This window comes from Microbacterium umsixpiens (assembly GCF_053543675.1).
Genome location: NZ_JBLVOH010000243.1, coordinates 1 through 11,989 on the forward strand (window position 1 = coordinate 1; position 11,989 = coordinate 11,989).

The following is an 11,989-nucleotide window of genomic DNA, read 5'->3' on the forward strand; positions in this document are numbered from 1 at the left end:
CCCCCGCGGCGCTCGGCGTGATCATCGCGTCGGGCGCCTCGACTGCCACTGCCGCACCGGGGTCGCCGGGAGTCATGGGAGCGCCGACCGTGGTGCTGTATGAGGGCTTCGAGGGCCCCGTGCCTCCGGCGACACCGGAGTTCGTGCAGACGATCGCGGACTACGACGACGGCATCGCCCCGCCGGTGCCGGGATACGTCGGCCGCGGCGGCGAGCGCTACAGCGCCGAGCCCACATGGAACGGGCAGTTCTGCAACGGGCTCATCGTCGCCGGGGATGACGTCTCGACCGTTCCCACCGCCTCCCAGGCGGCGGATTGCCTGCAGGACGGCTGGAACCAGTCGCGCAGCCTCGCGAGGACCCTGGGATCCTGGGCCGCCGACCCCGACTACCCGTATCCGTCCGTGCCCCGCGCCGAGCCCACCGCGAATCACGCGGTGAGTTCCTACACCCAGGGAGACTCGCCCGCCGGAGTGATGGCCGCGACCGCGGTGCCGGTGATCGCCGGGCACTACTACACCGCGACGGTCGATGTGGCCCAGGCGAACTGCTGGACCACGAACCCCGTCGACCTGGCGGTGCAGCTCGACGACGGCGTTTCCCCTCCGGTCGCCGCCTTTCCCGGACCGATCGCCGCGTGCGACCTGCCCGTCCACCAGATCAACGGGAACAACGTGGGCACCTTCAGCGGACTCACCTCGTTGCTGGCGCGGTCGACGAGCATGGAGGTGGCGCTGCTCAACACTCTGGGTGGCGGCGGTGGCGATGACAACGCCTTCGACAATCTCGCCCTCATCGACACGACTCCGCAGCTCGATGCGGTGATCGCGGCGCCCCCGAGCGGCGATCACTACGCCGCCGACCAGCCGGCCCGCCTGCTGCTCACCGTCACCAATACGCATCTCGCAGGATCGCCCATCGTGCCCAGCGGGGCGAAACCGGAATGGAGCTTCGACCTCGCCCTGCCCGCTGGTCTCGTTCCCGCGGACGACCCCGCCATCGAGACGGATTGCCCGAACGGCGCGCTCGACGTGACGTCGGCGAGCATCGTCGGTCGCGGCAGCCTCGGACCGACGGACGTCTCGTGCTCGCTCGCGCTGGACCTCGTCTCGTCCGGGGGCGAATACGTCCTCGATCCGACCGCCTACGAACTCACCGGGCTGCTCGCGCCCGCAGCGACATCGGTGGGCTTCGCCGCCGCACCGGCCACGCCCGATCCGTCGCCGACGGGCGGCCCCGTCCTGGCGGACAGCGGGTCCGAACCGCTCCCGGCACTGCTGGCCGGCGTACTCGCGGCTACGCTCGGAGCTGCACTGATCCACCTGTCGAGCGCGGCCCGTCGACGTCGCACCCGATAGCGTCGGCCCCTCGCACACCGGATAGATTCCTCCCATGGCTCTTTCCGGCAATCTCGAGGCGCAGCGCCGCAGAGACGAACTCGTCGACCTCGCGAACAGCCCCCAGGGCGTCATGATCGAGGCCGCTGCCGAGCTCTTCTCCGTGTCGTCGATGACGATCCGGCGCGACCTCCTCGAGCTGGAGGCCGAGGGGCGCGTGCGGCGCGTGCGCGGCGGGGCGACCGCGGCTCCGCGAGCTCGCCCGTTCGATGCGCGGCGGGCCATCCGCGCAAGCGCCAAGCGGGCGATCGCCGAGAAGGCGCTCCGGCTCGTTCCCGCTCAAGGCAGCATCGCGCTCGACGCCTCCTCGACGGTCAACATGCTGGCCTCGATCATCGGCCCGAGAACCGGACTCACCGTGTACACGAACTCGTTCGAGTCGTTCCAACTGCTGCAACCACTCGACGGCGTGACAGCGGTGATCTCCGGCGGGACGGCCGAGCCGACCACCGGCAGCCTCGTGGGACCGATCGCGCGCCGGAGCATGCGATCGGTGTACTTCGACATCTTCTTCTCGTCGGCAGATGCACTCGACAGCACCGACGGCACCTCGGAGGTGTCGGTCGACGAGGCGGAGTTGAAGCAGGCGATGGCCGCGAACGCCGGCACCACGGTGGTGTGCATCGACTCCAGCAAGCTCGAACGCCGTTCCGTCGCCCGCGCACTGGAACGCGAGGAGATCTCGGTGCTCATCACGGAACTCGACCCGGGAGACGAGCGCCTCAACGCCTTCCGGCAGACCGCCGACATCCTCTGACCACTTCGCACTGACGTGGTTTCGTGTTATCTTTCACAAGAAGTAACAGCATGAGTGCACATGGTCGTGTGCATCGCCCCTGTCTTGGAGAGTCATGACGAACCCCACTGCCGCCGCCCTGATCGCTCGGTCGAACCGCCTCGGCGCCGACCCCAAGAACACGAACTACGCCGGCGGGAACACCTCCGCCAAGGGCACCGAGACCGACCCCGTGACGGGGCAGCCCATCGAGCTCATGTGGGTGAAGGGCTCGGGTGGCGACCTCGGCACCCTGAAGGAGAGCGGCCTCGCTGTGCTGCGCCTCGACCGCATGCGCGCTCTGGTCGACGTGTACCCCGGCATCGACCGGGAAGACGAGATGGTCGCCGCGTTCGACTACTGCCTGCACGGCAAGGGCGGCGCCGCCCCCTCGATCGACACCGCGATGCACGGGCTCGTCGACGCCGCGCACGTCGACCACCTGCACCCCGACTCCGGCATCGCGATCGCGACGGCCGCCGACGGAGAGGCGCTGACCGCGACCATCTTCGGCGACAAGGTCGTGTGGGTCCCGTGGCGTCGCCCCGGCTTCCAGCTCGGACTCGACATCGCCGCGATCAAGAAGCAGAACCCGCAGGCGATCGGCACCATCCTCGGCGGCCACGGCATCACGGCCTGGGGCGACACCTCGGAAGAGGCCGAGGCCAACTCGCTGTGGATCATCGACACCGCGGCCGCATACATCGCCGAGCACGGCAAGGCTCAGCCGTTCGGCGGCGTCCGCTCCGGTTTCGAGGCTCTGGCCGCGACCGAGCGCCGCGAGCGCGCAGCGGCCCTCGCCGGCACCGTCCGCGGCATCGCATCGACTGACAAGCCGATGGTCGGACACTTCACCGACGCCGATGTGGTCCTCGACTTCCTGGCATCCGAGAAGGCGCCCGAGCTGGCCGCCCTCGGCACCAGCTGCCCCGATCACTTCCTGCGCACCAAGGTCAAGCCGCTGATCCTCGATCTGCCTGCCACGGCTTCCGCCGAGGAGCAGATCGCCCGACTGCACGAGCTGCACGAGCAGTACCGCGCCGACTACCAGGCCTACTACGACGCGCACGCCACCGCCGAGTCGCCCGCCATCCGCGGAGCCGATCCGCTCATCGTGCTGATCCCCGGCGTGGGCATGTTCTCGTACGGCGCGAACAAGCAGACCGCCCGGGTCGCCGGCGAGTTCTACGTCAACGCGATCAACGTGATGCGCGGCGCCGAGGCGCTGTCGACCTACGCGCCGATCTCGGATGCCGAGAAGTTCCGCATCGAGTACTGGGCACTGGAAGAGGCCAAGCTGCAGCGCCTGCCGAAGCCGAAGACGCACCAGGGCCGCATCGCGTTCGTCACCGGCGCCGCCTCCGGCATCGGCAAGGCCATCGCCACCCGTCTCGCCGCCGAGGGCGCCTGCGTCGTGATCGCCGACCTCGACCTCGAGAAGGCCCAGGCCGCCGCCGCGGAACTCGGGAACACGGATGTCGCGATCGGCGTCGCCGCGAACGTCGCGGATGCCGATGCCGTGCGGGCCGCGCTGAACGAGGCGGTGCTCGCATTCGGCGGCGTCGACCTCGTCGTGAACAACGCCGGGCTCTCGCTCTCGAAGCCGCTGCTGGAGACCACCGAGAAGGACTGGGATCTGCAGCACGACGTCATGGCCAAGGGCTCGTTCCTCGTGTCGAAGGCCGCCGCGCGCGTGCTCATCGATCAGAAGCTCGGCGGCGACATCATCTACATCTCGTCGAAGAACTCGGTCTTCGCCGGTCCGAACAACATCGCCTACTCCGCGACCAAGGCCGACCAGGCCCACCAGGTGCGCCTGCTCGCGGTCGAGCTCGGCGAGTTCGGCATCCGCGTGAACGGCATCAACCCCGACGGCGTCGTGCGCGGCTCCGGCATCTTCGCCTCGGGCTGGGGCGCGAACCGCGCAGCGACCTACGGTGTCGCGGAAGAGGACCTCGGCCAGTACTACGCCAACCGCACGATCCTCAAGCGCGAGGTCGTCCCCGAGAACGTGGCGGACGCGGTCTACGTGCTCACGGGCCCCGAGCTCAGCCGCACCACGGGCTTGCACATCCCCGTCGACTCCGGCGTCGCCGCGGCGTTCCTGCGATGACTCCCATCCGTCGAATGCACGGCTTCGCGCCGAGTGCACGCCCTGTTCACGTCGACCGGCCGTGCACTCGGGCGGATGCCGTGCACTCGACGAACGGAGAGCCCCGATGAGCGTCCGGGCCGTCGCGGCGGTCGACCTCGGCGCAACCAGCGGGCGCGTGATGATCGGGCGGATCGGCGACGGTAAACTCGACCTCGAGCTCGTGTCGCGGTTCCCGAACGGACCGGTCGCGCGCGCAGACGGACTGCACTGGGACTTCGCCGCCCTGTACGAGCACGTCGTGGCAGGACTCGCCGAGGCCGTCCGCCGTGAACCGCGCATCGAGAGCATCGGCATCGACTCGTGGGCCGTCGCCTACGGCCTGCTTAAAGACGGCGAGCTGCTCGCCGAGCCGTTCCACTACCGCGATGAGCGCTCTGCGCGTGGCGTCGACGAAGTGCACGCGATCGCGCCGTTCACCGAGCTGTATCAGCGCAACGGCCTGCAATTCCTGCCCTTCAACACGCTGTACCAGTACCGCGTCGACGAGCGCCTCACCGAGGCCGATGCTGCGCTCCTGATCCCCGACCTCATCGCCTTCCTACTCACCGGTGTCGCGGTGGCCGAGCGCACGAACGCCTCGACCACCGGTCTGCTGGGCGTCGAATCCGGCGACTGGGACGACGAGCTGGCCGGTCGCCTCGGCATCCCGTCGCGCATCCTCCCGCCGCTCGTCGATCCCGGCACGACCATCGGCCGCCTTCGGCCCGAGCTCGTGGCGACCATCGGCATCGACCTGCCCGTGATCGCGGTCGGCTCGCACGACACCGCATCGGCCGTCGTCGCCGCTCCCTTCTCCTCGCCGCGATCCGCGTACATCTCCTGCGGAACGTGGGGCCTGGTCGGCGTGGAGCTCACGGAGCCGGTGCTGACGGATGCCGCTCGCACCGCGAACTTCACCCACGAACTCGGCGTGGACGGTCGGTATCGGTTCCTGCACAACGTCACGGGGCTCTGGCTCCTCAGCGAGACCGTGCGCGCCTGGGAGGCCGAAGACGGTTCACGCATCGATCTGCCGGAGCTGCTCGCCGCGGCATCCGCAGTCGCCGACGAGGTGCCGGTGTTCGATGCGAACGACTCGTCGTTGAGTTCGCCCGGCGACATGCCGGGACGGATCGCGGCGCTCCTCGGCGACCGTGCCCCGAGCTCCCGACCGGCATTCGCCCGTTCGATCGTGGAGTCGATCGCCGCGGCCTTCGCGGACGCCGTGCAAACGGCCGCGGATCTCTCCGGCCGCGAGCTCGACAGCATCCATCTCGTGGGCGGCGGATCGCTCAACCGACTCCTGTGCCAGGCCGCGGCCGACCGCACGGGCCTGCCGGTGCTCGCGGGTCCGGTCGAGGCGACGGCTCTCGGCAACGTGCTCGTCCAGGCCCGAGCCCTCGGCGCCGCGCCCGCGTCGCTCGAGGAGCTGCGCGCCGTGGTCGCCGCGACGCACGCTCCAACGCGCTTCGACCCGCGCTGATCCGCGCTGACCCGCGCTGACCCGCGCTCACGCGTCGCGGGGTCCACGCCTCAGGCGGAGTTCTCGCCGTCGGGCGGACGATCGCGGGACAGGCATCCGCCCATCGCCGAGAAACCCTCCCGACGCCGGGGCTCATGCGAAGCGGCCCCGAGGCGTACGCGAGAGGGCGCCGGAGCCGAAGCCCCGACGCCCTCGTGCGAGGCGACTCAGAAGTCGAAGTCGCCGATGTTGTCCGCGTTGAACACGAACGGGTCTCCCAGCAGGACCACGCCGTCGGCGCCGACCTCGTACTCGCCGAGGTCACCCGCCTCGAAGGTGTCGCCCTCCTTGCCGGTGATGTCGCCCTCGACCAGTGCCTTGGCTGCGAAGGCCGAGAGGTAGCCGAGGTCGGCCGGGTTCCACAGCGCGAACGAGGTGACGGTGCCGTCCTCCACGTATTCACGCATCTGGTTCGGCGTGCCGAGTCCGGTCAGCGCGACCTTGCCCTTGTAGTCCGACGTGGAGAGGTAGCGCGCCGCTGCCGCGATGCCGACCGTGGTCGGCGAGACGATGCCCTTCAGCTGCGGGTGGCTCTGCAGCAGGGCCGCCGTCTTGTCGAACGAGGTCTGGTCTTCGTCGTCGCCGTAGACGGTCTCGACGATCGTGATGTCGGGGTAGTCGCTCGCGACGTACTCCTTCATCAGTTCGATCCAGGCGTTCTGGTTCGTGGCGTTGGCCGATGCCGACAGCACGGCGATCTCGCCCGCTCCGCCGATCTGCTCGGCGATCTGATCGATCTGCACCTTGGCGATTCCCTCGGAGTCGGCCTGGTTGATGAACAGGTCGCGGCACTCGGGGTTGGTGTCGGAGTCGAAGGTGACGACCTTCACGCCGGCGTCCCGCGCCTCGTTGAGTGCGTCGCAGATGGCCTTGGGGTCGTTCGCCGAGACGACGAGCGCGCCGACCGCCTGCTGCGTGGCGGTGTTGATGTAGCTCACCTGGGCGTCGGGAGTGGCCTCGGCCGGGCCGACCTCGGCGAACGTGCCGCCGAACTCCTCGACGGCCTTCTTGCCGCCCTCGCTGGAGGTGTCGAAGTAGGGGTTGCCGAGGTTCTTGGGCAGGAACGTGATCGACAGGTTGTCGGATCCGCCGCCCTCGCCGGAGCCTGCGTCGCCCGACCCGCTGCCGGTGTCGGCGCAGCCGGTCAGCACGAGCGCTGCGGCGACGGCCACGGCGGCGAACGCCGAGACCCTCTTGCGTGCAAACGTCATTGTTCTTCCTTTCGTGATGATCACCGCGGGCGGATGCCGACGGCGAGAGGCTGCCTCATGGTGCGGGAGAGGCTGCGACGCGGAGCGGTGGCCCGGCCTTGGCACGGACGCGCTGCGCCCAGGCGAGGACGCTGGCTGCGACGACCGAGAAGATCAGCAGGCCACCGGTGATGATGTTGATGACGTCGGAGGTGACGCCGGCGAGACGGAGCCCGCTGCCGAGCACCCCGATCAGGAGTACCGCGGCGACGACGCCGTGCAGGTGCCCGCGCCCGCCGAACACCGACACCCCGCCGAGGACCACGGCCGCGATGACCTGGAGCTCGAGCCCGGTGGCGTTGTCGCCGCGGGCACTGCCGAAGCGGAGCGTGTAGAAGATGCCGGCGAACGCGGCGACCACCCCCGACAGCATGAAGAGGATGAACTTCGTCCGCTCGACGTTCACGCCCGAGAAACGGGCGGCGTCCTTCGAGAGCCCGATCGCGTAGATGCCGCGACCGAACGGGGTGAAATGCAGCACCACGACGAAGATCGCGAGCAGGATCAGGAACGGGATCACGATGTAGGGGATGGTGGTGCCGGCGATCTTCGCCTTCGCCAGTGCCGTCCACATCTCCGGGAAATCGGTCACCGCAGTGGTCCCGAGCAGGCCGACCGCGAGTCCGCGGAACAGCGCCAGCGTTCCGATCGTGACGGCGAGTGACGGCAGCCCGACGACCGTGACGAGGAAGCCGTTGAACGCTCCGCCGATGACACCGACCGCGAGGGCGGCCAGGGCGGCGACCTCGAACGGCGCACCCGACTCGGTGAGCACCCCCGTGACGACGCTCGCGAGACCCACCATCGAACCGACCGAGAGGTCGATCTCGCCGGTGATCATGACGAGGGTCATCGGCAGGGCGATCAGCAGGATCGGGGCGACGTCGAGCAGCAGGTAGTTGACGGTGATGGGCTGCGCGAACCCGCGGATCGACACGGCGGACACGATCACGACCAGCACGAGCAGGCCGATGATCGCGAACTCGCGGTTGATGAGGATGCGCCGCCACAGCGGCTGGTCGTAGTCCCGGATCACTCGGACCCCGGAGGTGGTGGTCGTGGTCATGATTCGTCCCTTGCCTCGATGAGCTGCCGTCTCTGTCGTACGGCGAGCAGCCGGTCGAGCACGATCGCGCCGATGATGAGCACACCGACCACGGCGCGCTGCCAGAAGTCCGGGATGCCGAGGATGGGCAGGGCCCGGTTGATGGTCATCAGCAGCATCGCGCCGATGGCCGCCCCCCACACGGAGCCGACGCCGCCGGTGATCGCGATGCCGCCGATGACGGCCGCGCCCACGGCATCCAGCTCCCAGCCCGAGCCGACCTGCGAGCTCACGGACCCGTATCGCGTCACGTAGAACACACCGGCGAGGCCTGCCAGAGCGCCGGAGAGCACGAACGCGCTGAGCACCCGGCGGGTGGTCTTGAGGCCGTAGAGCTCGGCGGCTCCCGGGTCGGATCCGATCGCGTAGTACTCGCGGCCACCGCGGGTGTTGCGCATGTACCAGGCGGCGAGCGCCAGCACGATGATCGCGACGATGGAGAGCACCGGGATCGTGAGGATCTGCTGGGTTCCCAGGCGCAGGAAGTCCTTCGGGAGATCGGAGGGGTGCACCTGGTCGCTGCCGGTCCAGAGCACGTTGATGCCGCGGTAGGCATACAGCGTGCCCAGCGTGATCACCATCGCCGGCACCTTGGCGAAGGCCACCAGTGCGCCGTTCACCAACCCCAGGAGAGCGCCGAAGATCACGGCGGCGATGACGACGATCGGGATCGGGATGCCGGGCACGTCGATGAAGAGCCGTCCGGTCAGGAAGGCGGTGAGCCCCATGACCGAGCCGACCGAGAGGTCGACGTTGCGGGTGATGATGACGATCGCCTGGCCGACGGCCACGAGCACGAGGATCGACGGGGTCAGCAGCAGGTCGCGCCACCCGTCGGCGCTGAACAGGAAGTTCGGGTTCTTCACGGTGGCCGCGACGACCACCAGGACGAGGGCGGCGAAGATGCCGAGTTCGCGTGCACGGCCGATGCCGCCGGGCTTCTTCGCGAAGGCGGGGGCAGGTGTCGCCAGTGCCGTGGTGCTCATGCGTGCTGCTCCGATGCGTGCGTGGCGGCGAACATGACGTTCTCGCTGGTGGCGTCCTCCCGGTCGAGCTCGGCGGTGATCCGGCCCTCACGCATGACGAGCACGCGGTCGGCCATTCCGAGCACCTCGGGGAGCTCGGACGAGATCATCAGGATCCCCATCCCCTCGCCCGCCAGCTGCGAGAGCAGCCGGTGCACCTCGGACTTGGTGCCGACGTCGATCCCTCGGGTCGGCTCGTCGATGATGAGCACTCGCGGGTCGGTAGCCAGCCACTTGGCCAGCACGACCTTCTGCTGGTTGCCGCCGGAGAGGGTGGCCGCCACGGTGTCGAGCGCGTGCGTCTTGACCTCGAGGCGAGACGCCCAGATCTTTGCCGCACGGTTCTCCATGCCGGTGGTGATCAGGCCCCACTTGGCGAGGGTGCGGCGGATGGCGAGGGTGATGTTGCCGCCGACGCTCGCGTCGATCACGAGGCCCTGCTTGCGACGGTCCTCCGGCACGAGGGCGAGGCCGTGGCGCATGGCGGCGGTGGGGTTGCGGCGCGGCACACCGGCGCCGAGCATCCGCACTTCGCCCTCGCGGTAGCCGTCCACACCGAACACGGCGCGCGCGACCTCGCTGCGGCCGGCGCCGACGAGTCCGGCGAGTGCGACGATCTCGCCCGCGCGGACGGTGAAGGAGATGTCGTGGAAGACACCGGGGCTGGTGAGTCCGCGCACCTCGAGGAGCGGGTCGCCGATCTCGGCCGCCTGCTTCGGGAAGAGCTCGGTGACGTCACGGCCGACCATCTGCCGCACGAGGTCGTCGACCGTGGTCTCGGCGATGGGCGTCGTGTCGATGTAGGCACCGTCGCGCATCACGGTGACCGTGTCGCACAGGTCGAACACCTCGTCGAAGCGGTGCGAGATGAACAGGATCGCGCGACCCTCATCACGCAGGCTCCGTGCGACCGCGAACAGCCGATCGACCTCGACGCCGCTGAGCGCCGCGGTCGGCTCATCCATGATCAGCACACTGGCGTCGAGCGAGATGGCCTTGGCGATCTCGATGATCTGCTGGTCGGCGATCGAGAGGCCCTCGGTGATGCGGTCGGGGTCGAGTGCGACCCCGAGGCGACGGAATATCTGATCGACCTCGGTGCGCATGGCCTTGCGGTCGATGCGGCCGAGAGCACCCGTGGGCTGCCGACCCATGAAGATGTTCTCCGTGACCGAGAGGTCGGGGAAGAGCGTCGGCTCCTGGTAGATCACCGCGATGCCCGCGGCCTTCGACTGGGCGGTGCTCGTGAAGTCGACGTCTTCGCCGTGCAGACGGAAGTCGCCCGAGTCACGCCGGTAGAGCCCGGCCATGATCTTCACGAGCGTCGACTTGCCGGCGCCGTTCTCGCCGATGAGGGCGTGGATGGACCGCGACTGCAGCGTGAGGCTTCCGGAGCGCAGTGCGATGACGGGCCCGAAGGACTTCACGACACGGTGCAGCTCGAGCGCGGTGGGGGGAGCACTGCGGGCGGGTGCTTCGTCGACCACGGGCTTTCCTCTCCGTTGAGGGGGATGTTTGTGCGGAATGAATCTACCTGAATCGATTCAGGTGGGTTTCAGGCTAGTGTATGTGATGCGGGCCGCAGGTCAACCCCTGATGCCCGAACCGTGATCCGCCCGACGTCGAGAGGAGAGCCGTGCCGGTCAGCATCCGTGATGTCGCCCTCCGCGCCGGGGTGTCGGTCGGGACCGTCTCGAACGTCCTCAACCGTCCGGAAGAGGTCTCCAGCGATTCGGTGGCGCGCGTGAGCCGGGCCATCGAGGAACTCGGGTACGTGCGCAACGACGCCGCCCGCAAACTGCGCGCCGGCATCAGCACGACGGTCGGCTTCGTGGTCCTCGACGGTCAGAACCCGTTCTACAGCGATGTGGTGCGCGGCGCCGAAGACGAGGCGTCCAGCCATGGCATCGCGATCCTCTACGGCAACACCGACGACGACCCCTCCCGCGAGAAGGTGTACCTCGACCTCTTCCGCGAGCAGCAGGTGCGTGGCCTCCTGATCGCCCCGTACGGCGATGTCATGACGCAGTTGCGCCGATTCCGGGCCAGCGGGATCGCCACCGTGCTCGTCGACAGGTTCAGCGCCGACAGCGGATTCTCATCGGTCTCCGTCGACAGCGTCGCGGGCGGACGTCTCGCGGTCGAGCACCTCATCGAGGCGGGGCGACGACGCATCGCCTTCGTCGGCGGCCCGTTCGACATGCGCCAGGTCACCGATCGGCTCGCCGGTGCGCGCGCCGCCGCCGAGAACGCCTCGGTGCACGTCGACCTCGAGGTCGTCCCCACCTCGGCCATGACGGTGGAGGAGGGAGCCACCGCGGGCGCGAAGCTGCTCACCCGGCCGCGCCGAGAGTGGCCCGACGCCCTGTTCGCCGCGAACGACCTGCTGGCGCTCGGTCTGCTGCAGTCACTCGTCGCCGGGGGACGGGTGCTCGTCCCGGACGAGATCGCGCTGATCGGGTTCGACGACATCCCCTTCGCCGCCGCCGCCGCGGTGCCGCTCTCATCGATCCGACAGCCCAGCCGGATGATCGGGCGCACGGCCCTGCGCATCGTGCTCGAAGAGGCCTCCGACCCCGAGAGCATCCCCCGGCAGACCGTGTTCCCGCCCGAACTGATCGTGCGGCGCTCGACCACCGGCTGAGCCGACTAGCCCTTCACTGCACCCCCGAGTCCGGCCGAGCGCAGGAACACCGACTGGAAGATCAGGAACATCGCGATCGGGATGAGGGTCGCGATCGCGAGGGCCGCGAGGAACACGTCGAGCTCGGTCTGCGACTG

9 protein-coding genes and 1 pseudogene are annotated in these 11,989 nt (G+C 69.2%); 5 read left to right on the top strand and 5 right to left on the bottom strand.

The window, feature by feature from the left end; translation table 11 throughout:
- The 4 genes from ACNPM4_RS20170 to ACNPM4_RS20185 form a co-directional block, all read left to right on the top strand.
- A partial coding sequence (locus tag ACNPM4_RS20170; RefSeq protein WP_448986957.1) for a hypothetical protein occupies positions 1–1,358 on the top strand: 1,358 nt, incomplete at its 5' end.
- Positions 1,359–1,392: 34 nt separating this feature from the next.
- Entirely contained in the window at positions 1,393–2,154 is a 762-nt protein-coding gene (locus tag ACNPM4_RS20175) for a DeoR/GlpR family DNA-binding transcription regulator (RefSeq protein WP_448986958.1), read from the top strand.
- A gap of 94 nt (positions 2,155–2,248) precedes the next feature.
- On the top strand, positions 2,249–4,285 hold the full coding sequence (locus tag ACNPM4_RS20180) for a bifunctional aldolase/short-chain dehydrogenase (protein WP_448986959.1): 2,037 nt from the start codon (positions 2,249–2,251) through the stop codon (positions 4,283–4,285).
- Between the two features lie 106 nt (positions 4,286–4,391).
- A complete protein-coding gene (locus ACNPM4_RS20185) occupies positions 4,392–5,789 on the top strand; it encodes a rhamnulokinase (RefSeq protein WP_448986960.1) in 1,398 nt (465 codons plus the stop codon).
- 206 nt (positions 5,790–5,995) lie between these two features.
- Here the strand turns inward: ACNPM4_RS20185 and rhaS are convergent, their stop codons facing one another.
- The 4 genes from rhaS to ACNPM4_RS20205 are packed head-to-tail and all read right to left on the bottom strand — an operon-like array spanning position 5,996 to position 10,695.
- Positions 5,996–7,039, bottom strand: a complete 1,044-nt coding sequence (rhaS, locus tag ACNPM4_RS20190) for a rhamnose ABC transporter substrate-binding protein (RefSeq protein ID WP_029263747.1) — start codon at positions 7,037–7,039, stop codon at positions 5,996–5,998.
- A 55-nt stretch (positions 7,040–7,094) separates the two neighbouring features.
- The gene (locus ACNPM4_RS20195) at positions 7,095–8,144 is read right to left on the bottom strand and encodes an ABC transporter permease (RefSeq protein ID WP_448986961.1); all 1,050 of its coding nucleotides are present in this window, start codon (positions 8,142–8,144) and stop codon (positions 7,095–7,097) included.
- On the bottom strand, positions 8,141–9,169 hold the full coding sequence (locus tag ACNPM4_RS20200; RefSeq protein WP_029263745.1) for an ABC transporter permease: 1,029 nt from the start codon (positions 9,167–9,169) through the stop codon (positions 8,141–8,143). Before ACNPM4_RS20200 ends, ACNPM4_RS20195 begins: the two co-directional genes overlap by 4 nt.
- Positions 9,166–10,695 carry a sugar ABC transporter ATP-binding protein gene (locus ACNPM4_RS20205; protein WP_029263744.1) on the bottom strand — a complete coding sequence of 510 codons (1,530 nt, stop codon included), beginning with the start codon at positions 10,693–10,695 and terminating at the stop codon, positions 9,166–9,168. Before ACNPM4_RS20205 ends, ACNPM4_RS20200 begins: the two co-directional genes overlap by 4 nt.
- 149 nt (positions 10,696–10,844) lie before the next feature.
- Between ACNPM4_RS20205 and ACNPM4_RS20210 the strand changes: the two genes are divergently transcribed.
- A complete protein-coding gene (locus tag ACNPM4_RS20210) occupies positions 10,845–11,852 on the top strand; it encodes a LacI family DNA-binding transcriptional regulator (protein WP_029263743.1) in 1,008 nt (335 codons plus the stop codon).
- 5 nt (positions 11,853–11,857) lie between these two features.
- Here the strand turns inward: ACNPM4_RS20210 and ACNPM4_RS20215 are convergent.
- A pseudogene (locus tag ACNPM4_RS20215) lies at positions 11,858–11,989 on the bottom strand (carbohydrate ABC transporter permease); the annotation flags it as partial.

Bases quoted from the DNA above. Each gene is read 5' to 3' on its own strand.
- ACNPM4_RS20175 (WP_448986958.1), top strand. From the start codon at position 1,393: ATGGCTCTTTCCGGCAATCTCGAGGCGCAGCGCCGCAGAGACGAACTC.
- ACNPM4_RS20180 (WP_448986959.1), top strand. From the start codon at position 2,249: ATGACGAACCCCACTGCCGCCGCCCTGATCGCTCGGTCGAACCGCCTC.
- ACNPM4_RS20185 (WP_448986960.1), top strand. From the start codon at position 4,392: ATGAGCGTCCGGGCCGTCGCGGCGGTCGACCTCGGCGCAACCAGCGGG.
- rhaS (WP_029263747.1), bottom strand. From the start codon at position 7,039: ATGACGTTTGCACGCAAGAGGGTCTCGGCGTTCGCCGCCGTGGCCGTC.
- ACNPM4_RS20195 (WP_448986961.1), bottom strand. From the start codon at position 8,144: ATGACCACGACCACCACCTCCGGGGTCCGAGTGATCCGGGACTACGAC.
- ACNPM4_RS20200 (WP_029263745.1), bottom strand. From the start codon at position 9,169: ATGAGCACCACGGCACTGGCGACACCTGCCCCCGCCTTCGCGAAGAAG.